The sequence below is a fragment of the Corallococcus exercitus genome, from assembly GCF_003611585.1.
Lineage (GTDB): Bacteria > Myxococcota > Myxococcia > Myxococcales > Myxococcaceae > Corallococcus > Corallococcus exercitus.
Genome location: NZ_RAVW01000128.1, coordinates 1 through 22296 on the forward strand (window position 1 = coordinate 1; position 22296 = coordinate 22296).

Below are 22296 nucleotides of genomic sequence, written 5' to 3' on the forward strand. Positions count from 1 at the left end.
CCCCATACCAGCGAGCCATCATCCGCTCCGAGGCCAACCGCCCGTTCCTCGGCAGCCGCCCCAGCGAAATGTCCCGCTCGAGCTGCTCCTCCACGTACGCCACGAGCCCCACCCGCACCATCTCCGCCGCCCTTCTCGCCAATGCTTCGCCCATCCAACCAGAGGGGGCTGACATGGACGCAGGGGCCCACCGTCCTCGGCACTCGCCGGGCCAGCGCTGCCTCCGGCGACGGGCGGCGCGAACTGGTCCGACAGTCGGACCAGTTGGAGGACGTCGCTCCCGGCAGGGGGCCTCTGTTCGTGACCTGCCCTGGCGTTCGTGCTGGCATACCGTCACGACACGGCGCAGCGCTCCGCCTAGTGGGTTCTCGCGGAGGGCTTCGGCGCCCCAGGATTTGTGAACGCGCTTCTGGCGGTCTACGGAGCTGACCGACTGACGCGGTGCGCCCGCGACGATCCAGGAGGCTTCCCATCAGGCCGATGCGTCCCCATCTGTCCGCTACGACTCATGGAGGACCGCCCGGAATGCCGCTTACCTCGTCCCTGCGCCGCTGCCTTGCCGTGCTCACGCGGTGCCTCGCGGTCTGTGGCCTCACGTTGGGGATGGCGTGTGCTTCCACTCCGCCCGCGCCGGCCGTGGACGCGCGGGCCATCATCGCGGACGCGCGGAAGATCGTGACGCGTGATGGGGTGGAGGAGCTGCTCAAGATTCCGGTGGGCGGGACGGAGCAGTGGATCTCCGTCCGGGGGCGTGACCGGAACAACCCCATTCTGCTGATGATCCACGGAGGGCCGGCCTCACCGGAGCTGCCGACGAGCTGGGCCTTCCAGGGCGGCTGGGAGGACTTCTTCACCGTGGTGCAGTGGGACCAGCGCGGCAGCGGCAAGACGTACAACGCGAACGACCCTGCCCGCATCGCGCCCACGTTGTCGCTCGACCGCATCACCGAGGACGCCGCCGAGGTCGTCCAGTACCTGCGAAGCCGCTATGGCAAGGAGAAGGTCTTCGTCCTGGGGCACTCCTGGGGAAGCCTCGTCGGGCTGGGACTGGCCCACCGCCATCCCGAGCTGCTGTTCGCCTACGTGGGCATGGGGCAGGTCATCAGCGGCCAGGAGAACGAGCGCGTCGGTTATGCCCTCACGCTCGCCGCGGCGGATGCGGCGAAGAACACGGCCGCGGTCCAGGAGCTGAAGTCCATCGCGCCCTACCCGGAGCCGGACGGGTCGATGCCTCTCGCGAAGCTGGGCATCGAGCGCAAGTGGAGCAACGCGTTCGGAGGCCTGGTGCATGGGCGCGATGACATCCACCACTACCTGAACCTGGCCGAGCTCTCCCCCGACTACACCGCCCGGGACGTGGAGGCGATGGACCTGGGTTCCCAGCTGTCGTTGCCGCGCCTGCTGCCGGACATGGCGCGGTTCGACTACTCCCAGGTCACGGACTTCGGCTGCCCGGTCATCCTCTTCGCGGGGCGGCACGACACGACCACGCCCTCGCAGGTCGCGGCGGACTGGCTCCAGCGGGTGCGCGCGCCGGGCAAGCAGCTGGTGTGGTTCGAGCACTCCGCCCACATGATGATGGTGGAGGAGCCCGGACGCGTGCTCCTCCACCTGGTGCGGGACGTGCTGCCGCTGGCGCCGGGCGCGCCCTGAACGCGCTTGCGTTCCCTCGCGGGGCGTCAGAGCCGCTTCAGGATGATGGGCCGGCGGGTCGGGTCGAGTCCCTTTTGCTTGCCCAACTCGACGACCTCCCACTGGATGGATGCCCACAGGATGCTATCGCCCTGTTTGATGTTGTCGGGCAGCGGCGTCTTCACGCCATGGTTCGTGTGGAGGTCGTTCAACATGCCCTTGAGAAGCCCTCCCCGGGCGATTTCAGGGAAGCGGGCGAAGTGAAAAGGCTCCTGCTCTGGCGGCTTGCCCTTCTTCTTCGGTGCCATCTGGAGGTTGGCCGTAAGGCAATCGCTCGCGTCCGCGGCGGCGGTGTCGCACTTGACGTGCACCATGGGGAAGGCCGCGTGCGCCGCGACCCACGTCCAGAATGGAACGTGCGCGGCCGCGTCATCCCGCCACACGGGGGCGACGCGGTCGAAGGCCGGTGAGGCCGAGGCGCTCGCTGACGCCGGTGCGAGCGGCAGGGAGCCGCACAGCCGTCCAATGCACGCGGCCGGCATCTGCCCCCAGGGCCTGTTCTCGTAATACATCCAGAGGATGTCGCGCAGCAGGTTGGGGCCCGTCAGGTCGAGCGTGGCGCGGGTGATGTTGTTCGTCCAGAAGGACTCCAGCTTGCGCTGGGGATCCAACTCGAACGTCGCCTTGGGCGAGCGCCACCCGATGAGCTGATAGGCCAGATGGATGGTCTGTCTCAGGGCGTCGATGACCGGGCTGTGGGGCGCCGCGGCCACGATGCAGTTGCTGAGATACAGGCTCTTGTTCTCGTAGTCCGCCGTGCAGGCCATGTGCCTGCGCCCGGGATAATCCGCCGCGGAGGCGGCTCCCTTGCGGTCGGGGGTGATGCCCACGAGCGCGCCATGCGGGTCGACGGTAAGCTCGCCCAGGTCCGTGAGCAGGTCGATGTCCACGTCCATGTAGACACCGCCAAAGTTGTAGAGCACCTCGTAACGGAGGATGTCGGACGCGGCGGCGGCGAACATCCCGCGCAGCGTCAATTCCTGCTCATAGGCCTCCATGTTGAGGAAGTGCATCCCCGTCAGCATCTCGTGCGAGCGCAGGTTGCACAGCTTGAGACGGCCGTTGGACCGCGCCGCCAGGTCTCGCAGGGGTTGCAGGTCGGAGAAGGACTCCTGGATGAGCGCCTTGGTAACCGCGAGCTTCTCATCCGGGTTCATTCCCTGTGTGAGGACCCGCAGGTTGTGCAGGTCGCGTCCTGGCTTGACGGTGCGCCGGACGCGATGGTCGTCGCCGTTGGCGCTGAGGTCGTATTGGGCGCGCGTCTTGGGGAACGCGGTGAGGACCTTGCGCACGTGCATGTTGTAGAGGTGCGCGTCGTCCCACCAGATCCACACCTGGTAGTCCGACCGGCCCTCCGTCTTTTCAAGCCAGCTGGTGATGCCCTGCAGCGTCTTGACGGCCGCGATGGACCCTCCACCGGCCCAGGTGCCATGGATGATTTTCGGGATGCGGCTGGGCCTGGCCGGCGCGGTGGGCAGCGGACCTGTGGGCCGCGGTGGCGGGCCCTGGAGCGGCGAGGGACGCGCGCGGGGCGGCGGTGGACTCACGGGCCGGTGTATCACGACCGGTGACCGTGGGACCCTGGCCTCATTGATGCGTTGGAGCTCCGCGTCGATGCGCCGCTTGTAGTTCCAGTCGTCCTCGAGGAGCTGGCCGCACCAGCACTTCGTGTTCGCGCTGCTCCGGGTGTAGGAGGTCTTGCACTTCGCACAATACGCCGACAGGGGCTCGCGACATCCGGGGCAGGTGTCGAGAGGGTCGTCCGGGTCGTTGTTGAGGCCACAGCTGCGACAGAGGTAGCCGCTCATGGCCGGGGCACCTGCAAGCGTAACGCCATGGGCGCGCCTTGGGCGAAGGCCGGGCCGGAGGGGCAAGGCGCGTTGGCCCCGGACGCGGGACGCGTCACCGGGGAACGCAGGTGATTGATGGCACCGCGGAGTGACGGCGCGCGATGCGCGGCGCGCCGCCCGGCCTCGAGGCTCAGTACTCGTGCTGGATGAGCCAGAACACCGCCGTGCGGTGCGACACGGGGAAGTAGACGATGTAGAGGTTGTGGAAGTCGTGCGCGCCCGCGGCCACCAGCGGGTCGTCGTAGAAGTGCGCCACCTGCGGCACCTCCGTGCCGTTGCCCAGCTCCTGCGGCAGCACCTGGCCCAGGTCCGGGAAGGCCCACGCGATGCGGCTCGCGAAGTCCGCGTACGTCAGGTCCGGCTGTCGCGTGAACTGCACGCGCTGGTTCGAGGACAGCTCCGGCAGCGCGGCGAAGGCGCCCTCCACCACCCAGTCCAACTGCGTGGCCTGCGTGCCCGCGATGGAGGGCACGTTGAACGTCCAGAGGAACTCGTCGCAGTAGTTCTCGCCCGTCTTGCAGAAGGTGTGGCCCGTGGCTCGGGCCTCGTTGATGGCGTCGTTGTCCTCCAGCGCCGTGAGGGGCAGCGGGCCCGCGCCGTAGTAGCGCTGGTAGAAGTCCTTGCACACCGGCCACATGCGCGACGTGAAGGCGGCCTCGCCGTTGGCGCACCAGGCCTTCTGGCCGGAGGGCACCGCGCACTGCGACAGCCAGGCGTTGTGCGCGTCCTGCGCGTCCGTGCACTGGGGCAGCGCCTGCGCGGGCGTCACCTGCTGCGTCTCCACCACGCTCTCGTCACACACCTCGATGCGCGTGGCCACGTCCAGGTCGCACGCGGTGAACAGGTCCTCCTGCGCGCAGGCTCCGTTGACACAGCCCAGCGCGAGGCGGAACTGCTTGCCCGCACCCGTACCGGTGCTCACCACCGCCAGATATTCGCCGCCCTGCGCCAGCGTCAGGCTGGCCACCTTGGACAGCTGGCCGTAGCCCGCGTCGTCGTCCTGCGCGAGCACCGTGGTGCCATAGCTGCCATTGGCGTTCTTCGGGCCGTAGATGAACAGGCCCGTGTCCAGGTACATGCTGCTGCCCAGGTGCGTCACCTCCAGGCTCACCTGCGCGCCCGCGGACACGGTGAAGCTGAAGGACAGGGACTGCGGGTTCGTCGTGAACCGCGTCTGCACCGCGTCGTTCAGCCCCACCGGGCCCAGGAACGCCGTGCTGTCCACGATGTTGCCGCTCGGGGGCGCGGGCGGCGGGTACAGCACCGGCTGCGTGCTCGCACCGACCTCCGCGGGAGCCTCCGCGGACGCCACCGACTCCTGCGACGGACCACACGCCGCCACGAGCAACGACGGCACCAGCCACCACAGCCGATTCCAGGCGTGACGCATGAAACACTTCCTTGTCTTGGGGGGAATACAGCTTTGAGACAGGACGCGTGTTTCACACCCGGAGGTGGGCGTTCAAGTCACAACCGGTTCACGGGGCCTTGAGGCAGTCCCTGGAACCAGGCGGCGTAGGGCGTGTTGCGCACGAGGCGCCGGTTGAGGTCCGGCGTCCCGTCCGTCCACCACGGCGGGCCCCGTTCCCCCAGGCCCACCTTGGCGCGGTGCACGCGCTGACGGGCGCGGCGTTCCGCTCCCGCGTCCCGCGCGCGTTTCGCCCGGCCCACGTCGGCGCGGGCCCGCATCAGCGCGGCCACCAGCAGCTCCCTCTGCCGGGGCCCGAGCGCCGGATTGGAGCGGCGCCACAGCCGCCCATCCACCACCAGGTAGCGTCCATCCGGGGTGGTGGGGGGCGGCGGCTTCGTCACTGCTTGACGGGGTACAGGAAGCGCAGGATGTCCCCGAAGCGCGCGCTCCACGACGCCTCGTTGTGCTGGCCTCCCTCCACCACCGTGTACTTGAGGTCGCTGTCCAGCACCCAGCCCTTGGTCACCAGCGCGTCGCGCAGCGCCTGGGCATCCGCCACCGTCTCCGCCTGGCTGCCGGAGCCCTCGTTGCTGCCGATGTCCTCCCAGATGCGCAGCGCGGGCTTCGCGGTGAGCGCGTTCACCTCCGAGAGGATTTCCCGGTCCGCCCACCACACCGACGGCGACACCACGCCCAGACGGCTGAAGACGTCCGGGTGCTTGAGCCCCAGCGACAGGGAGACGAGCCCGCCCAGCGACGAGCCCGCGAGCCCGGTGAACTCCGCCTCCGGCTTCGTGCGGAAGTCCGCGTCGATGCGCGGCTTCAGCTCCTGGATGAGGAACTGGCCGTACACGTCCGCGCGGCCCGCGTTCGGGAACTCCGGCGGGAAGGGCACGGGCGTGTACTCCGCGATGCGGTCGCTGGTGTTGTAGATGCCCACGATGATGAGCGGCTCCACCTTGCCGGACTCCACCAGCGCCTGCGCCGTCTCATCCACGTTCCACTCGCCGGCGAACGCGGTGCTCACGTCCATCAGGTTCTGCCCGTCGTGCATGTAGAGCACCGGGTAGCGGCGCGTGGTGTCCGTGTCATAGCCGGGCGGCAGCCAGATGATGACGTCGCGCGGCTTGAGCGTGGAGTCCGTGGGCACGACGTTGCGCAGGTAGCGCACGTCACCGGTGAGCGGCGGGGGCGGCGGGGGCGTGGTGAGGTCCGCCCAGCCCTTGACCACCACGGGCACGCGCTCGAAGCCGCCGCCGGTGGTGAAGGTGTGGTTGGCCACCTCCGCGCCCGTGTCGCTCTTCTCCACCGTCTCCCACGAGCCGCGCGTCACCTTGAACTCCAGGCCCGTGGCCGCGGCGAAGGTGACGGCACCCGCGTAGGCGTTGTCCATGGCCTTGTAGAGCTCCACCTCCGCGCCATTCCAGGTCCCCAGTTCCGGCTGGTTTCCGGACAGCCACACCTTGGCATTGGGCGGCGTGATGTCCGGTACCTGGACGATGAACACGGTCTTCGCGCCTGTCTCCCCCCCCTCCGCGCCGAAGCGCTCCACCGTGAGGGCGACATTCTCCTCGTTCTCATGGACGGTGACGGTGCGCTCGGCTTCCGGCGCCCCCTGCGCGTCCAGCGCTACCTGGGCCGTGGGCGCGGTCATCCGCACCGCGTAGGTGAAGGCGGTGTCCTTGGGCAGCCGGGCCTTCAGGCTGAACACCCGGCCGCCCTGGTAGACGAGCTCCAGGCCGCTCCCGTCCGTGCCTCCGAACGTGGCGCTGGGGCCGGTGAGGAAGAGCTCCGCGTTGGCCGGCGTCTCCGGCGGCACGGTGAGGTCGAACTGCACGTCGGAGAAGTGCTGCTCGACGGGCTTCGGGTCGTCGGACTTACAGCCCCAGAGGGCCGTCAGTGCCAGGACAAGCAACAGGGTGGGCCGCGCGGGCCGGAAGGACGACAACGCCATGGATGGATGGGCCTCCGGGGGACGCGAAGACAGGCCCCCCTCGTGAAGCCGCACCCTAGCAGCGCGCCCCGACACCTTCAGGAGGGCCCGGAAGACCCGGACGTCCGGTGTGGGCAATCCCCGGGGCAGGCACTTGGCAGCTGGAGGACAGTGCCTACCTTGCGCCGCGCACCGGGGAGGGCGGGACGCATCCCGCCACCCCCCTCAAGCGAAGGAGTCGCACCGCATGAAGAAGCTGACCCTGCTGGCCTTGACGCTGGGCGCCCTGTCCGTGGGCACGGGCTGCCACCGCAACACCCGCGAGGCCGCCAAGGACGACATGGAGGAGACCGGCGACAAGGCCAAGGACAAGGCCGAGGACGCCGCCGACGCCACGGGCGACGCCATGGAGAAGGCCGGCGACAAGGTCGAGGACGCGACCGACAAGTAGTCTCTCGTGGAGGGGTGAGGGCCCGTGGGTCCGGTGTCGTTTCCGGAGGCGGGCCGGGTCGCCCTGTCGCAAGCACCCCGGACGCCGGAACCCTTCGCGGTGCCGGCCTCCGGGGTGTTGTCGTTCACGGGCTCAGTACAGGAAGCTCCAGATGCTCAGGTACAGGCTGAGCGGCTGGCTGCCGCCCTGCGTGGTGCCGTAATCCGACACGCGGCCGATGCCCACGGCGGGGATGCTGGGGCAGGACAGCTGGCCGCGGATGGCCTGGGCGTAGCCGTTGGCGACGAAGGCGCTCGCGAAGCCAGACGTGCTCGGAATCGTCACGGAGCCCGACGCGTCGACCGTGTTGGTGCTGCCCGTGAACGACCACACGGTGGCCGTGAGCTGCCGGTCATAGGCGCCATTCTGCGTGGCGCTCTGGCTGATGAGCGGCGCGCCGCCGTTCACACGCCAGGTGGCCTGTTCCTGCGCGCTGGCGGTGTTGCTGATGGACGTGCGCGCGCTGACGCGGCCCAGGTGGTCGAAGCGGGCGAGGCAGGGGGACGTGCAGGGCACGTTGACCGGGAAGGGGAAGCGCACGGGGAACAGGCCGCCCGGGCGGTGCACGAGGACATCCCACCAGTAGTAGCGGATCCACCGTGAGCAGTTGAGCCGCAGCGACAGCTGGTTGGAGCCGCTGAGGGTCCGGCTGAGCGCCAGCGGGTACGAGGTGAGCGCGTTGGCGCTCAGCGTGTGCTTGGGGCCCGGTCCGTTCCAACCATGGAGGGAGCGGTTGGGAAGCGAGACGAAGACGGGCAGGGTGGTGGTCGGGTTGCGCGTGGTCACCGACTGCCAGTTGCACGTGCAAGGGCCGGAGAGGGGGTACCACGGGTACAGCTGGTGGGCGTAGACCATGGCCTCGCCGCGCAGGTGCGGGAAGTTCCTGGAGACCTCCTGCACCAGGTCGTACTCGCCCTCGCCGTACTTCGCGTTGAGCTCCGTGACGACGGCGTCCAGTTCGCTGCTCACGTGCACGACGTTCGCGTCCGACGCGACGCCCGCGGTCACCGTGAGGCCACATTCCTTTTCATCCGCGCAGTCCAGGTTCACGTCATAGGGCTGCGTGGCCAGCGCTTCGCCCTGGTCGTCCTGCAGGACCAGCTTCTGGGCCCAGCCCGTCTCCCACGGCGCGTGCAGCGCGCCGAACAGCTTCACTTGGGACACCTCACCGGCCTTGGGCGTCACCTCCTCGCCCGCGTTGACGGTGTCCTTGCCGTCATAGGAGACGAGCTTCGAGGACGCGGGCAGGTCCTCCTGCCGGTCCGTCCACAGGATGCGCGCCGTCAGCTCCCCGTCCTCCAGCGCCACCTCGAGGATGGTGGCCACCGGCGGATGTTCTTCCTCCTGCTCCGCGGCGTGGGCCGGCGCGGACAGCAGCAGGCCCCCGAGCGCGAAGGAGGAGACGGTCAGCGAGCGAAGCCAGGACGGAACGAGGCCCGGCAGGCCTCGCGAGGAGTGATGGGGCATGTGGCAATCCCTTACGCGGAATGGGGGTCCACCCTCCGGCGCTTGAGGCCGGAGGGCGGTTTCCTGTCAGAGCAGGTCCCGTGCCAGGGATTGCGGTGTGTCTGTGATTGTTTCTGGCTTCGGAGGAAATGCGTGGATTTCCACGATGTTCGCGAAGTCTTTGCTTGCGCTGGGATTGTATCCCTTCGCGTCACGGAAACCCGCCGGGTGTGGCGCGGAGGGCTACAGGCCGAGGAAGTCCCAGATGCTCTGCGTCAGGCTGGCCTGGTTGCCCTGGGTGGTGGCGGTGTCCCAGGCGCGGCCCATGGGGTTCAGGCCTCCGCCCGGACACACCGCGAACCCCTGGACGGCGATGGCGTAGCCGCCCTGCGCGCGGCCGCGCGGCTGCCAGTAGGCGGGGTTGCCGTTGTAGGCGTAGAAGGCCTCGCCGGACGTCTGGACGTAGCCGGAGCCGCTGCTCACGTTGCTCACGGTGGTCATCACGTCAAAGCCGCTGTCGGCGGGCGCGTAGCGGGTCTCGTTCAGGAGCGGGCTCTGGGAGTTGCCCAGGTGGTACTTGCTCTGCTCCATGGCCGTGCCGTTGAGGAGGGTGGCGGGGGGAAGGGAGAGGTGCTCTGCGCGGTCACGAGGCCGGTGATGCGGCCGAAGTGGCTGAACCGGCCGCTGCACGTTCCGGCGCAGGTGCTGTAGACGGGCTGGGGCATGAGCACGGGCTTCACCAGACCGCCGGGCTGCCGGATGCCCACGTGCTGGAAGAGAATCGAGGCCAGCGACGTGCAGTTCAGGGTCAGGGTGATCCGGCTGGTGCCCTGCGTGGACAGGCGGGCGTTCGCGGGGCGGGTCTGGAGCAAGGGGCGCGCGTACAGGTCGTGCGCCGCGCCCAGGCTCGTCCCCGACGTGTTGCTGCGCGCGTAGGTGGTCTGCCAGGTGCACTGGCAGCCCTCGGCGGGGCCGTACTTGAACTTGCCCTGGGCGTAGCTCAGGGCCTCGCCGAACAGCGAGGGCTCGCGCCGGGCCACCTCGTGCACCAGGTCGAACTCCTTCGCCCCCAGCTCCTTCTCGATGGTGGCGAGGGTCTTCTGCAGGCCGTTGCTCACGTGCAGGACCTCGCGGCTGGCGGAGATGCCCGGAGTGGCCGTCAACTGACAGGTCTTCTCGTCCTCGCAGGCCAGGCTGACGTCATAGGGCTGGCTGGCCAGCTCCCGGCCCTTCGCCTCCCGCACGACGAGCCGCTGCGCCCAGCCCGTCTCCCAGGGCTCCTGCACCGCGCCGGACAGCTTCACCTCCGACTCCTCGCCGGGCTTCGGCGTCAGCCGCTCGCCCGCGGAGGGCTTCTCCGTGCCGTCATAGGACAGGACCTCCACCTCCTCGGGCAGGTCCTTCGACTCCGCGGACCAGCGGATGCGCGCGGTCAGCTCGCCGTCCTGCATGGACACGTCGACGATGGTGGCGGGGGCTTCGCTCGTTTCAGCGGCGTGGGCGGGCGCGGCCACGAACAGGCCACCCACCGCGAACGAGGAGAGGGTCAGCGAGCGAAGCCAGGAGGGGGCGAGGACGCGGGGGGAGCGACGGTGCATGGTGCAGTCCCTTGGGGATGGGGTTCCGCCATTCCTGGCACGGGATGTCAGGATTGGCGGCCCGCCCAAGAGCAGGTTGCGTGCCAGTCATTGGCACCTGCGCGGGGCGGGGCGCCTGACGCTTTTTTGTAGCGCGGAACGCTACCGGGGCCCGCGCGGGCCGGGACCCGGAGCAGTCCCGGTGCGGCATCGCCGTGCTAGAAGCGAAGGGTGATCTCCGCCCTTCCCGGCCCCCGCTTGGAGGCAGCCCGCGCGGGCGTCGCGCGGCTCGCGTTCGAGCGCTCCGGTCCCCGCACCGTGGTGCGCACCGCGCTGGCGCACAGCCCGCTGCGGCTGCTCACGCCTCGCAACCACGGCCACGCGGCGTGGGCCTATACCAGCTCCTTTGGCGGCGGGCTGGTGGATGGGGACCACCTGCGGCTGGAGGTGGACGTGGCGGACGGGGCCTCGGCGCTGCTCGCGACCCAGGGGGCCAACCGCGTCTATCGTTCCCCCCATGGCTGCCGCAGCGACCTGCTGGCGCGCGTGGGCCGGGACGCGCTGCTGGCGTGGGTGCCGGACCCCACCGTCTGCTTCGCCGACGCCCGCTATTCACAGACGTTGGACGTGACGCTGGCGCCGGGCGCGTCGCTGGTGCTCGCGGACGTGGTGACGGCGGGGCGCAGCGCGCGGGGCGAGCGCTGGGCCTTCCTGCACTACGCCTCGCGCCTGCGCGTCGCGCGGGAAGGGCGCGCGCTGGTGGATGAGAAGTGGGTGCTGGACCCCGCGCACGGCGCGCTGCCGGAGCGGCTGGGCCGCTTCGACGCGCTGGCGTCGGTGCTGCTGGTGGGGCCCGCGCTGGCCTCCGCGCGCCAGGCCCTGGCCGAGCGCGTGGCGGGCCTGCCGGTGAAGCCCCGCGCCCGGGAGGTGGTCTCCGCCAGTCCCCTGGGCGAGGACGGCCTGCTGTTGCGCGTGGCGGCCGTGTCGCTGGAGACGCTGCTGTCCACCACGCGCGACTGGCTGTCGTTCCTGCCGGGCCTGCTGGGGGACGACCCGTGGGCCCGGCGGGTGTGACTAATAGCGGGTGATGTCGAAGGAGCCGTAGCCCGGGTACAGCCGGTCGATGTGCTCCAGCGTCAGGTTGACCGCGTCCTTGTGGTTGTTCGTCTTCCACTCGGCGGTGTTGGCATCCAGCAGGCGGTTGGGGCCGTCCGTCTTGTGCAGGCCCAGCACGTGGCCCTCCGCGGCCTCGCCCGGCTTGCGCAGGCCGATGCGGTAGTGGCCGTTCTCCTTCGTGCCTTCGAACAGCTTCTGCCCGAAGGTCTCGCCGTCGATGGGCTCGAAGTCCTGCACCTTCACGCCCGGGTGACCGCCGCCACGGCCCGTGCGGAAGTCGTCCACCAGACCGGAGAGGGACTCCTGCTTCTTCGCGATGGCGGCCTGGTCCTGGTTGAGCTGTGCCATCCCCTGCTTGATTTCCTGGGTCAGCTCGCTGCGCTGCGCCTTCAGCCCCTGGCGCTGCTCCGGCGTCAGGTCGGGGTGGGTGAGCAGCTCGTTGAGCTCCTTGCGCTGCGCGCTCTTGCCCTGGAGCAGCTTCACGCTGCCCTCGAGCTTCGCGATGTCGGCCAGGTGCTCGTTGTTCTTCGACGTGAGCGAGTTGCTCTGGAGGTGCTCGGCGTGCTGCTTGTCGATGAGCTTCCCGAAGTGGTTGTCCGTCAGCTTGCCGAAGGACTGTGAGCCCTTCAGCGGATCACCACCCGCCTCGATGCCGGTGCGGATCCACTCGGAGGTCATCGCGCTGCACACGCCCGCGTCGGCGCCCGCGGGCAGGCCCGGCTGCTTCAGCATCGGGTGGCCGCCCTGGTCCGTGTAGCGCAGCACCTCCGCGCCCGGCACCTCCTGCTTCATCTCCTGGACCACCTGCTGGATTTCAGGGCGCGGCGTCACGGCCTTGCCCTTGCCCGGCGTGCGGCCCATGGCCAGGTCCGCGATCTCCGTCTCGGAGAGGTGGGGCGACTGCACCTGCGGCCCCTGGAGCGAGTGCGCGTCGATGTTCGGGCGCGACGACGAGGAGGCCCCGGGACTTCCGGACGGCTTGAACGCGTCCCCCTGCGGCGTCTTGTCCGGCGTGCCCGGCCGGGAGACGTTCGGTGAACCCGTGGGCGTCCCGGTGGGCGTGGCCGTGGAGGACGGCGGCTTCGCGGCAGGCGTGCCCGGCTTGGAGAAGGTCGGGTCCTGGGCCACCGTGTTCGTCACCTTCGGCGGGGCGGGAGGGGCCTTCGGCGTCTTGGGGAAGCCGGCCTTGAAGCTCTTCATGGGGGACTCCAGGAGGGGGAGGACAACACTGGACGTCCGCCCATCCTGGCCCGCGCTGACGCGTAGCGCTAGGGTCTGGCCGGCCGTCGCATCCCGCACCCGGAAGAGCCAAGGGAGTCGGACTCCATGCATCTGTCCCCCCGTGACGTGGACAAGCTGCTGCTGCATCAGGCGGGCGTCGTCGCCCAGAAGCGGCTGGCGCGAGGCCTGCGCCTCAACTACCCGGAGGCGGTGGCGCTCATCGCCACGCAGTTGCTGGAGTACATCCGTGACGGCCGCAGCGTGGCGGAGCTGATGGACCTGGGGCGCCGGTTCCTGGGCCGCGCGCAGGTGATGGACGGCGTGCCGGAGATGCTGGCGGAGGTGCAGGTGGAGGGCACCTTCCCGGACGGCACCAAGCTCGTGACGGTGCACCACCCGGTGGTGGCGGAGCACGGGGACCTGGCGCTGGCCCTCTACGGCAGCTTCCTGCCGGTGCCGCCGCTGGAGCGCTTCACCGTGCCCGCCGCGTCGCCGGAAGGACCGCCCGGACACGTGCGCGCGGCGGAAGGCGCGCTGGAGCTCAACGCGGGCCGGAAGGCCATCACCCTGCGCGTCACGCACCGGGGCGACCGGCCCGTGCAGGTGGGCAGCCACTACGCGTTCGCGGAAGTGAACCGCGCGCTGGAGTTCGACCGGGGCCGCGCCTACGGCCACCGGCTGGACATCCCCGCGGGCACGGCGGTGCGCTTCGAGCCGGGCGAGGTGAAGACCGTGTCGCTGGTCCCCATCGCGGGCGAGCAGGTGGTGCGCGGCGGCAACGCGCTGGGCAGCGGCAAGGTGTCCGACGAAGGCCGTGAGCGGCTGCTCCAGGCCGTGCGTGCGCAGGGCTTCGGTCACCAGGAAGAAACCCCCGGGGAGGGCCAGTCATGAGCCGCACCATGGACAGACGCCACTACGCGGACATGTTCGGCCCCACCACGGGAGACCGGGTGCGGCTGGGCGACACCGGCCTGTGGCTCCAGGTGGAGCGCGACGCCACCGTCTACGGCGACGAGTGCAAGTTCGGCGGCGGCAAGGTGCTGCGCGAAGGCATGGGCCAGCGCGCGGGCGCGGGGGACGCGGACGCGCTCGACTGCGTCATCACCAACGCGCTCGTGGTGGACTGGACGGGCATCTTCAAGGCGGACGTGGGCCTCAAGGCGGGGCGCATCTCCGCCATCGGCAAGGCGGGCAACCCGGACGTCATGGCGGGCGTCACGCCGGGCATGGTGGTGGGCGTCACCACGGAGGTCATCGCGGGTGAAGGACTCATCCTCACCGCGGGCGGCCTGGACACGCACATCCACTTCATCAGCCCGCAGCAGGCGGACGAGGCCATCGCCAGCGGCATCACCACCTGGGTGGGCGGCGGCACCGGCCCCGCCACCGGCACCAACGCCACCACCTGCACGCCGGGCGCGTGGAACCTGGCGCGCATGCTGGAGGCCACGGACACACTGCCCCTGAACATCGGCCTCACCGGCAAGGGCAACACGTCCCTGCCGGACGGCCTGTTGGACCAGGTCCGCGCGGGCGCCATCGGGCTCAAGCTGCACGAGGACTGGGGCACCACGCCCGCCGCCATCGACACGTGCCTCACGCTGGCGGACGCGGAGGACGTGCAGGTCACCATCCACACGGACACGCTGAACGAGTCCGGCTACGTGGATGACTCGCTGGCCGCGTTCAAGGGCCGCACCATCCACACGTACCACTCGGAGGGCGCTGGCGGCGGGCACGCGCCGGACATCATCCGCGTGTGCGGCGCGCCCAACGTGCTGCCCAGCTCCACCAACCCCACGCGGCCGTACACGGTGAACACGCTGGACGAGCACCTGGACATGCTCATGGTGTGTCACCACCTGGACCGCGAGATTCCGGAGGACGTGGCCTTCGCGGAGAGCCGCATCCGCGGAGAGACGATTGCCGCGGAGGACATCCTCCACGACCTGGGCGCCATCAGCATGATGGCCTCCGACAGCCAGGCCATGGGCCGCGTGGGCGAGGTCATCACCCGCACGTGGCAGACGGCGCACAAGATGCGCGAGCAGCGCGGGCGCCTCCCCGGCGAGCAGGGCGACAACGACAACCTGCGCATCCGCCGCTACGTGGCGAAGTACACCATCAACCCGGCCATCGCCCACGGGCTGTCCCACGAGGTGGGCTCCGTGGAGGTGGGCAAGCTCGCGGACCTGGTGCTGTGGCGGCCCGCCTTCTTCGGCGCCAGGCCGGAGCTGGTGCTCAAGGGCGGCCTCATCGCGTGGGGGCAGATGGGGGACGCGAACGCGTCCATCCCCACGCCGCAGCCCTACATGATGCGCCCCATGTTCGGCGCGCGCGGCCGGGCGCGGGGCTCCACCAGCATCGCCTTCGTGTCCGGGCGCGCGCTCAAGGAGGGCACCGTGCAGGGGCTGGGGCTCACCAAGCGGCTGTCCGCGGTGGTGAACTGCCGCAAGCTGGGCAAGAAGGACATGCGCCTCAACGACGCGCTGCCCGTCATCACGGTGGATCCGGAGACCTACGAGGTCCGCGCGGACGGAGAGCTCCTGCGCTGCGAGCCCGCCACCTGGCTGCCCCTGGCCCAGCGCTACTCGCTGTTCTGAAAGGGGCGCACGCCATGGCTTCCGGCTGGAGGGTGTTGCAGCTGGCGGACTCGGGCTTTCCCACCGGGGGCTTCGCGCACTCGGGCGGGCTGGAGGCCGCGGTGCAGGCCGGCGAGGTGCGCGGCGCGGGCGACGTGCGCCGCTTCGTGGAGGCGCTGGTGTGGCAGGCGGGCCTGGGGGGCCTGCCGCTGCTGGGCGCGGCGTGGCGCGAGCCCGGCGCCCTGCCGTCGTTGGATGCGCGCGCGGACGCGTTCCTCACCAACCACGTCGCGAACCGGGCCAGCCGCACCCAAGGAAGGGCCTTCCTGGACACCTGCGCGCGCATCTTCCCGGAGGCCGTGGGTCCGGTGCGCGAGGCGGCCCGCGCGGCCGGCGTGAAGTTCCACCACGCGCCCGTGTTCGGCGCGGTGCTGCGCGCGCTGGAGGTGGAGCGGGAGGACGCGCAGCGCCTCTTCCTGTCGCTCACGCTGCGGGGCGCGCTGTCCGCGGGCGTGCGCATGGGCGTCATCGGCACGCATGAATCCCACCAGGTGCAGCACGCGGCCACGCCGCTGCTGGATGCCGTCCTGGAGCAATGCAGGGAATCGGGCGTGGAGGACCTGGCCCAGCCCGCGCCGTTCTGGGACCTGGTGGGCGCCACGCATGACCGGCTGTATTCACGGCTGTTCCTGTCCTGAAACCACAGACGAAAGGAAGCGCGACATGCACGACGACGACCACCGCGGCCATGGGCAGGACGGGCACGAGCACACGCACGAGGACTGGGACCACCCGGGCCACTTCGACGCGCGCGACAAGCCGCACCGGCGCGACTATTCGCAGCGCGCCTTCACGATTGGCATTGGCGGGCCGGTGGGCAGCGGCAAGACGGCGCTGGTGCTGGCCCTGTGCAAGAAGCTGCGTGAGCAGTACCGCCTGGGCGTGGTGACCAACGACATCTTCACCAAGGAGGACGCGGAGTTCCTGGTGCGCAACCAGGCCCTGTCCCCGGAGCGCATCAAGGCGGTGGAGACGGGCGGCTGCCCCCACGCGGCCATCCGCGAGGACATCAGCCACAACCTGCTCGCGCTGGAGCAGCTGATGGAGGAGCTGCACCCGGAGCTGCTCATCGTGGAGAGCGGCGGCGACAACCTGGCCGCTCAGTACAGCCGCGAACTCGCGGACTACACGGTCTACGTCATCGACGTGGCCGGCGGTGACAAGGTGCCTCGCAAGGGCGGGCCCGGTATTACGCAGTCGGACCTTCTGATCATCAACAAGACGGACCTCGCACCGCATGTGGGCGCGGACCTGGGCGTGATGGAGCGCGACGCCCGGAAGATGCGTGGCGAGGGGCCATTTGTCTTCACGCAGGTCACACGGGATGTCGGTGTGGATGCGGTGGTGGGCCACCTGCTGGATGCCTGGCGGCGAAGATAGCCACCTGACGAACGGTCCTTTCTCCTGGCACCCGTCCGGCACCTCGGGGCGGGTTGTGTCAGGGTGCGCGCCGTGGAACTCCTGGAGCGGGCACGCGTTGAGTGGATCACGGTGGCGGTGGGACTCGTGGTGGGCACCTCGATGGTGTTCGTCCCCTATGAGTTCGGCGCCGTCCTCTTCCAGTACATCTATCCGTACGTCCGGCCGCTGGGGAGCCTGTTCCTCGTTGGCGCGGGGGTGATGCTCGCCGCGCTCATGTACCCGGCCTGGCCCCCCTTCGTGGGCCGGGTGGGGCGCGCGTTCATGCTGGCCGCGCTCGCGATCTACTGGTGGACGGTCTGCGTCCTGCCCGTCGGCCCCACGGGCACCGTCCTCTACCTGCTCATGATGGCCATGTTCGTCATGGAGCGGCGCACCCTGCGCCGCGGCCAGGGCCTGCTGCTGGCGTTCCTGTCCGGCGTGGCGCTGTGCTTCGGGGTGCTGATGGCCTGGGCGCCCCAGGGCTTCGTGCGCTTCGCGATGGCGGCGATGGGGGCCTACGTGCGGTGGACGGGCCTCCTCTTCTTCCTGCTGGGGGCGGTGCTGGCCGTGGGGCTGTGGCGCCGCAAGCCGCTCCTCTGCCGCCTGGCGCTGGGGGGCCTGGGCCTCCTGTTCCTGAACCTGACGATCGGGGTGGCGTCGTGGCGCTCGTGGTCGGGGCTGGGCTCGTATGCCGTGCTGGCCCTGGCGTGCGCGCTGCTGGTGTGGGGGCGCCGGTGGCCGGCGCTAGAGGGGGTGCGCTGGCGGCTGTTCCGCGGCATGGCGCTGGCGTCGGTGCTGCCCATCGTGGCGGTGGGCGCGGTGGCGTCCTACCTCGCGCAGAAGGCGCTGGAGGCGGAGCTGCACGGCAAGGCGCAGCAGGCGGTGGCCGCGGAGACGGCGTGGCTGGCGCAGACGGCCTCCATGGCGAGCTCGCTGTTGCGCGTGTACAGCCAGGGGCCGGCCTTCGTCGCCATGGTGCGCGCGGGGAACCGCGAGGGCATCCAGGAGCGGTTGACGCTGCTGGAGAGCCAGTCCGGGCTGTTCGACGCGGCCTGGCTGCTGGATGAAACCGGCGACACGCTGATGACCTCCGTGCGGCTCAACTGGGTGAACGGCAACTTCGCGTACCGGTCCTACTTCCAGGACGCGCTGAAGGGCGGCTCCCAGGTGCTGCTGTCGCGGCCCTTCCTCTCCCGCACGAACCTGCCCTTCGTCGTGTTCACGGTGCCCATGGACCTGGGCGCGGGCCGGCGCGCCTTCCTCGTGGCCGCGCTGTCGTTGAAGCGGCTGGGACTGCAGCCCTCGCTGGCCTCGCCCGGCTACCGCGTGGAGATCTTCGACCGGCGCGACGGCAGCCTCCTGCGCGAAACGGAGCGCGGGAACGTGCTCTCCCGGGCGCCGGTGCTGGACCTCGTCGGGGCGCGCGCGCTGACGCGGCCGGAGGGGCTGCAGGAGGCGTTCGATGACACGGGGCGCCGGATGGTGGTGGCGCACGCGCAGGTGGAGGGTACGCCGTGGACGGTGGTGGTGACGGCGCAGATGCGCGAGGCGTTCGCGCCGGTGACGCGCATGGGCGGCTGGGTGGTGGCCATCGCGGTGCTGGCGGGCGCCATCGCGCTCGTGCTGTCGCAGTGGGTGGGGCGGGACGTGGCGCAGCGGCTGGAGAGCCTCCGGGACGGCTTCGCCGTGCTGGGCACGCCGTCCGTGGAGCAGCGCGTGCCGGCCCGGGGCGATGATGAGATTGCCCAGCTCACCGTGGGCTTCAACGAGATGGCGGCGCGCATCGACCGCACGCAGAAGGAGCTGCGCGAGGCCATCGCCATCCGGGACCAGTTCCTGTCCATGGCGAGCCATGAGCTGCGCACGCCGCTGACGCCGCTGAAGGCGACGCTGGACCTGCTCATCCGCCAGCTCGGGTCCGGGCAGGGGACGAACCCGGAGCGCCAGCGGGAGACCATCGCCCGGCTGAACCGGCAGGTGGACCGGCTGACGCGGCTGATTGGCGACATGCTGGACGTGTCGCGGCTGCAGTCCGGGCGCTTCACGCTGACGGTGGCGCCCATGGACGTGGCGGCCCTGGCGCGCGAGGTGGTGGAGCGCATCCAGGTCACGCGGCCGGAGCGCGCGGAGCAGCTGACGCTGGAGCTGCCCACGGTGTCGCTGGTGGGCCGGTGGGACGAGCAACGGTTGGATCAGCTGCTCACGAACCTGGTGGAGAACGCCCTGCGCTATTCGCCGCCGGGAGCGCCGGTGGTGGTGCGGGTGCTCGAGGAGGACGGGCAGGTGCGGGTGGAGGTGGAGGACCGGGGCATCGGCATCCCGGAGGAGAGCGTGCCGCAGCTCTTCACGCCCTTCTTCCGCGCGCGCAACGCGACCGAGCACTACGCCGGAGGACTGGGATTGGGTCTGGCCATCTGCCGCGAAATCGTGGAGCGCCACGGCGGCCGCATCGGCGTGAGGAGTGACGGGCCGGGCCAGGGCACCTGCTTCACGGTGAACCTGCCCCGGGCGGCCATCGCGGAAGCGGCCTGAGGCACGACAGGGCGAGCGCGGCGGCGACAAGGGGGCCGCGCGCTCCCGCCCGGGTTGTGTACTCTGCCCCCGTGGGCATCCTGGAGCGCGCACGAGTGGAGTGGTTCGCGGCGGCCTTCGGGCTCGTCGTGGGGACCACGATGGTCTTCGTTCCCTATGAGTTCGGGGCCGCCCTCTTCCAGCTCATCTACCCGCACATCCGCTCGCTCGGCAGCCTGTTCCTGGTGGGCTCGGCGACGATGATCGCCTCGCTGCTGTACCCCACCTGGCCCGGCTTCGTGGGGTGGGTGGGGCGCGCGCTCTTCCTGGGCGCGGTGGCGTTCTACTGGTGGGCCGCCAGCATCCTGTTCTTCAGCCGGACGGGAGCCCTTTTCTACCCGCTGCTCGTGGCCACGCTCCTGCTGGAGCAGACCGCGCGCTTCCAACGGCGCGGACTGCTGACGGTGTTCATCGCCAGCGTGTCGCTGTGCTTCGGGACGCTGATGCTGCTGGTCCCCGACGGCTTCAGCCGCTTCTCGCCGCAGGAGACCGGGGAGGGCATCAGGCCGCTGGGGGCGGTCCTCCTGGCGGCGGGCGCCCTGCTGACGGTGGGGTTGTGGCGCCGGCGGCCGGGGTATGGCCGGGTGGCCCTGGGCGGGCTGAGCGCCGCCTTCCTCTACATGACGGTCATGCTGGCGGTGCGCGCCTCGTGGACGGGGATGAGCGTGTACGCCGTGCTGTCCCTGGCGTGCGTGGTGCTGCTGGGGATGCGCCGGGTGCCGGTGCTGGCGGGGGTGCGCTGGCGGCTGTTGCGCGGCATGGCGCTGGCGTCGGTGCTGCCCATCCTGGGCGTGGGCGCGGTGACGTCGTACCTGGCGCAGCGGGCCCTGGAGGAGGAGCTGCGCGGCAAGGCGCGGCAGGCGGTGGCCGCGGAGACGGCGTGGCTGGAGCAGACGGCCACCCTGGCGCGCTCGCTCTTGCGCGCGCAGGGCCGGGACGCGGGCTTCATCGCCGCGGTGCGCGCCGGGGACCGCCAGCGCATGCGGGAGACGGTGGAGCTGCTGGAGAGCGAGGTCGCGCTGTTCGACGCGGCGTGGCTGCTGGACGATGCCGGGGAGACGCTGGTGCCCTCCGTGCGGCTCAACCGCATCGCCGGCAACTTCGCGCAGCGGGACTACTTCCAGGACGCGCTGAAGGGCGGCTCCCAGGTGCTGCTGTCGCGGCCCTTCCTCACCCGCGCGAACCTGCCCTTCGTCGTCTTCACGGTGCCGGTGGACGCGGGGAACGGCAAGCGGGTCATCCTCGTGGGCGGGCTGTCGCTGCAGCGGCTGGGGTTGCAGCCGACGCTCGCCTCGCGCAGCTACCACGTGGAGCTGTTCGACCGGCGCGACGGGACGCTGCTGCGCGAGACGGACCACGGCGACGTGCTCACCCGCGCGCCCCTGCTGGAGCTCCTGGGAGAGGAGGCGCTGGCGGCACCGGAGGGGATGCGGGAGGCGCTCGATGCGTCGGGGCGCCGCCTGCTGGTGGTGCACGCGCAGGTGGAGGGCACGCCCTGGACGGTGGTGGTGACGGCGCGGCTGCGTGAGGCCTTCGCGCCGGTGACGCGCATGGGCGCGTGGGTGGTGGCCATCGCGGTGCTGGCGGGCGCCATCGCGCTCGTGCTGTCGCAGTGGGCGGGGCGGGACGTGGCGCAGCGGCTGGAGAGCCTCCGGGACGGCTTCGCCGCGCTGGGCACGCCCGCGCGGGAGCAGCGGGTGCGGGCCGAGGGCGACGACGAGGTCGCGCAGCTGGCGTCGGGCTTCAACGAGATGGCGGCGCGCATCGACCGCACGCAGAAGGAGCTGCGCGAGGCCATCGCCATCCGGGATCAGTTCCTGTCCATGGCGAGCCATGAGCTGCGCACGCCGCTGACGCCGCTGAAGGCGACGCTGGACCTGCTCATCCGCCAGTCGGAGTCCGGGCAGGGGATGAACCCGGAGCGCCAGCGGGAGACCTTCGCCCGGTTGAACCGGCAGGTGGACCGGCTGACGCGGCTGATTGGCGACATGCTGGACGTGTCGCGGCTGCAGTCCGGGCGCTTCGCGCTGACGGTGGCGCCCCTGGACCTGGTGGCGCTGGCGCGCGAGGTGGTGGAGCGCATCCAGTCCGCGCGGCCGGAGCGACAGGGCCTGGTGTTCCTGGAGGCTCCGGCCGGGGTGCTGGTGGGCCGGTGGGACGAGCAGCGGTTGGATCAACTGCTCACGAACCTGGTGGAGAACGCCTTGCGCTATTCGCAGCCGGGAGCGCCGGTGGTGATGCGGGTGCTCGAGGAGGACGGGCAGGTGCGGGTGGAGGTGGAGGACCAGGGCATCGGCATTCCGGAGGAGAGCCTGTCGCAGCTCTTCACGCCCTTCTTCCGCGCGCGCAACGCGACCGAGCACTACGCCGGAGGCCTGGGATTGGGCCTGGCCATCTGCCGCGAAATCGTGGAGCGCCACGGCGGCCGCATCCAGGCGCGCAGCGAGGGGCCGGGGAAGGGCACCTGCTTCACGGTATGGCTGCCCCGCGCGGCCGTCGCGGACGCGGCCTGATGCGCTACGTGGAGGTCAAGCCGTGCGCCGCCCTGGCGCCGTACGTCCAGTGCTACTGGGCGCTGGAGCTGTCGGGAGCGGCGCCAGTGGGCGTGCACCGGGTGTTGCCGGACGGGTGTCTGGACATCCTGGTGGACCTGACGGACGGGGTGGGGCTGCGCGTGGTGGGGGCGATGCAGGCGGCGGAGGTGGTGCCGTTGTCCGCGCGTGCGGCCTTCGTCGCGGTGCGCTTCCGGCCCGGGGGCGCGCAGCCCTTCCTGCGGCTGCCGCTGCTGGAGCTGACGGACGCGACGGTGGCGCTGGGGGACCTCTGGCCGCGCGAGGCGCGCGAGTGGCGCGAGCGGCTGGGCGAGGTGGCGGGGACGGCGGCGCGCTTCGCCCTGCTGGAGCGGCTGTTGCTGGACCGGCTGCCCGGGCGGGAGGGGGACGCGGG

At 70.8% G+C, this 22296-nt stretch carries 18 protein-coding genes; 10 read left to right on the forward strand and 8 right to left on the reverse strand.

What is annotated here, in order from left to right; all coding sequences use genetic code 11:
* Positions 1 to 525: 525 nt before the first annotated feature.
* Positions 526 to 1653 (forward strand): alpha/beta fold hydrolase, encoded by a 1128-nt coding sequence (locus tag D7W79_RS17660; protein ID WP_158616989.1) that lies wholly within the window; start codon positions 526 to 528, stop codon positions 1651 to 1653.
* Positions 1654 to 1679: 26 nt separating this feature from the next.
* Here D7W79_RS17660 and D7W79_RS17665 read toward each other — a convergent pair whose 3' ends face one another.
* The 4 genes from D7W79_RS17665 to D7W79_RS17680 all read right to left on the reverse strand — a co-directional run bounded on the left by D7W79_RS17665 (position 1680) and on the right by D7W79_RS17680 (position 6907).
* The gene (locus D7W79_RS17665) at positions 1680 to 3500 is read right to left on the reverse strand and encodes a TcdA/TcdB catalytic glycosyltransferase domain-containing protein (protein ID WP_120526554.1); all 1821 of its coding nucleotides are present in this window, start codon (positions 3498 to 3500) and stop codon (positions 1680 to 1682) included.
* 172 nt (positions 3501 to 3672) lie between these two features.
* A complete protein-coding gene (locus tag D7W79_RS17670) occupies positions 3673 to 4932 on the reverse strand; it encodes a PPC domain-containing protein (RefSeq protein WP_120526555.1) in 1260 nt (419 codons plus the stop codon).
* A 77-nt stretch (positions 4933 to 5009) separates the two neighbouring features.
* On the reverse strand, positions 5010 to 5354 hold the full coding sequence (locus tag D7W79_RS17675) for a hypothetical protein (RefSeq protein ID WP_120526556.1): 345 nt from the start codon (positions 5352 to 5354) through the stop codon (positions 5010 to 5012).
* The gene (locus D7W79_RS17680; protein WP_244221826.1) at positions 5351 to 6907 is read right to left on the reverse strand and encodes an alpha/beta hydrolase-fold protein; all 1557 of its coding nucleotides are present in this window, start codon (positions 6905 to 6907) and stop codon (positions 5351 to 5353) included. Before D7W79_RS17680 ends, D7W79_RS17675 begins: the two co-directional genes overlap by 4 nt.
* A 226-nt stretch (positions 6908 to 7133) precedes the next feature.
* On the opposite strand from D7W79_RS17680, the gene D7W79_RS17685 reads away from it, so the two are divergent.
* Positions 7134 to 7337: a YtxH domain-containing protein gene (locus tag D7W79_RS17685; RefSeq protein WP_120526557.1), complete on the forward strand. Its 204-nt coding sequence runs from the start codon at positions 7134 to 7136 to the stop codon at positions 7335 to 7337.
* A 132-nt stretch (positions 7338 to 7469) separates the two neighbouring features.
* Here the strand turns inward: D7W79_RS17685 and D7W79_RS17690 are convergent, their stop codons facing one another.
* The 3 genes from D7W79_RS17690 to D7W79_RS17700 form a co-directional block, all read right to left on the reverse strand.
* Positions 7470 to 8843, reverse strand: coding sequence for a hypothetical protein (locus tag D7W79_RS17690; RefSeq protein ID WP_120526558.1), 1374 nt, complete (start codon positions 8841 to 8843; stop codon positions 7470 to 7472).
* A gap of 222 nt (positions 8844 to 9065) precedes the next feature.
* Positions 9066 to 9413, reverse strand: coding sequence for a hypothetical protein (locus tag D7W79_RS17695; protein ID WP_120526559.1), 348 nt, complete (start codon positions 9411 to 9413; stop codon positions 9066 to 9068).
* Positions 9365 to 10420, reverse strand: coding sequence for a hypothetical protein (locus D7W79_RS17700; protein WP_120526560.1), 1056 nt, complete (start codon positions 10418 to 10420; stop codon positions 9365 to 9367). Before D7W79_RS17700 ends, D7W79_RS17695 begins: the two co-directional genes overlap by 49 nt.
* Positions 10421 to 10630: 210 nt before the next feature.
* On the opposite strand from D7W79_RS17700, the gene D7W79_RS17705 reads away from it, so the two are divergent.
* Entirely contained in the window at positions 10631 to 11473 is an 843-nt protein-coding gene (locus tag D7W79_RS17705; RefSeq protein ID WP_120526561.1) for an urease accessory protein UreD, read from the forward strand.
* Here the strand turns inward: D7W79_RS17705 and D7W79_RS17710 are convergent, their stop codons facing one another.
* Positions 11474 to 12715 carry a hypothetical protein gene (locus D7W79_RS17710; RefSeq protein ID WP_120526562.1) on the reverse strand — a complete coding sequence of 414 codons (1242 nt, stop codon included), beginning with the start codon at positions 12713 to 12715 and terminating at the stop codon, positions 11474 to 11476.
* Between the two features lie 126 nt (positions 12716 to 12841).
* Between D7W79_RS17710 and ureA the strand changes: the two genes are divergently transcribed.
* The 7 genes from ureA to D7W79_RS17745 all read left to right on the forward strand — a co-directional run.
* Positions 12842 to 13627: an urease subunit gamma gene (gene ureA / locus D7W79_RS17715; protein ID WP_120526563.1), complete on the forward strand. Its 786-nt coding sequence runs from the start codon at positions 12842 to 12844 to the stop codon at positions 13625 to 13627.
* Positions 13624 to 15339 carry an urease subunit alpha gene (gene ureC / locus D7W79_RS17720; RefSeq protein ID WP_120526564.1) on the forward strand — a complete coding sequence of 572 codons (1716 nt, stop codon included), beginning with the start codon at positions 13624 to 13626 and terminating at the stop codon, positions 15337 to 15339. Before ureA ends, ureC begins: the two co-directional genes overlap by 4 nt.
* A 14-nt stretch (positions 15340 to 15353) precedes the next feature.
* Entirely contained in the window at positions 15354 to 16016 is a 663-nt protein-coding gene (locus tag D7W79_RS17725; RefSeq protein WP_120526565.1) for an urease accessory protein UreF, read from the forward strand.
* Positions 16017 to 16041: 25 nt separating this feature from the next.
* Entirely contained in the window at positions 16042 to 16758 is a 717-nt protein-coding gene (ureG, locus tag D7W79_RS17730; RefSeq protein WP_120526566.1) for an urease accessory protein UreG, read from the forward strand.
* 72 nt (positions 16759 to 16830) lie between these two features.
* The gene (locus tag D7W79_RS17735) at positions 16831 to 19311 is read left to right on the forward strand and encodes an ATP-binding protein (RefSeq protein ID WP_244221827.1); all 2481 of its coding nucleotides are present in this window, start codon (positions 16831 to 16833) and stop codon (positions 19309 to 19311) included.
* A gap of 140 nt (positions 19312 to 19451) precedes the next feature.
* Entirely contained in the window at positions 19452 to 21863 is a 2412-nt protein-coding gene (locus tag D7W79_RS17740) for a sensor histidine kinase (RefSeq protein WP_120526569.1), read from the forward strand.
* Positions 21863 to 22296 (forward strand): DUF6597 domain-containing transcriptional factor (locus D7W79_RS17745; RefSeq protein ID WP_338078809.1); only part of this gene is annotated, 434 nt, incomplete at its 3' end. The genes D7W79_RS17740 and D7W79_RS17745, both read left to right, overlap by 1 nt.

Excerpts from the sequence above, each read along its gene's own strand:
- D7W79_RS17660 (WP_158616989.1), top strand. The coding sequence starts at position 526 with ATGCCGCTTACCTCGTCCCTGCGCCGCTGCCTTGCCGTGCTCACGCGG.
- D7W79_RS17665 (WP_120526554.1), bottom strand. The coding sequence starts at position 3,500 with ATGAGCGGCTACCTCTGTCGCAGCTGTGGCCTCAACAACGACCCGGAC.
- D7W79_RS17670 (WP_120526555.1), bottom strand. The coding sequence starts at position 4,932 with ATGCGTCACGCCTGGAATCGGCTGTGGTGGCTGGTGCCGTCGTTGCTC.
- D7W79_RS17680 (WP_244221826.1), bottom strand. The coding sequence starts at position 6,907 with ATGGCGTTGTCGTCCTTCCGGCCCGCGCGGCCCACCCTGTTGCTTGTC.
- D7W79_RS17685 (WP_120526557.1), top strand. The coding sequence starts at position 7,134 with ATGAAGAAGCTGACCCTGCTGGCCTTGACGCTGGGCGCCCTGTCCGTG.
- D7W79_RS17690 (WP_120526558.1), bottom strand. The coding sequence starts at position 8,843 with ATGCCCCATCACTCCTCGCGAGGCCTGCCGGGCCTCGTTCCGTCCTGG.
- D7W79_RS17695 (WP_120526559.1), bottom strand. The coding sequence starts at position 9,413 with ATGGAGCAGAGCAAGTACCACCTGGGCAACTCCCAGAGCCCGCTCCTG.
- D7W79_RS17700 (WP_120526560.1), bottom strand. The coding sequence starts at position 10,420 with ATGCACCGTCGCTCCCCCCGCGTCCTCGCCCCCTCCTGGCTTCGCTCG.
- D7W79_RS17710 (WP_120526562.1), bottom strand. The coding sequence starts at position 12,715 with ATGAAGAGCTTCAAGGCCGGCTTCCCCAAGACGCCGAAGGCCCCTCCC.
- ureA (WP_120526563.1), top strand. The coding sequence starts at position 12,842 with ATGCATCTGTCCCCCCGTGACGTGGACAAGCTGCTGCTGCATCAGGCG.
- ureC (WP_120526564.1), top strand. The coding sequence starts at position 13,624 with ATGAGCCGCACCATGGACAGACGCCACTACGCGGACATGTTCGGCCCC.
- D7W79_RS17725 (WP_120526565.1), top strand. The coding sequence starts at position 15,354 with ATGGCTTCCGGCTGGAGGGTGTTGCAGCTGGCGGACTCGGGCTTTCCC.
- ureG (WP_120526566.1), top strand. The coding sequence starts at position 16,042 with ATGCACGACGACGACCACCGCGGCCATGGGCAGGACGGGCACGAGCAC.
- D7W79_RS17740 (WP_120526569.1), top strand. The coding sequence starts at position 19,452 with ATGGTCTTCGTTCCCTATGAGTTCGGGGCCGCCCTCTTCCAGCTCATC.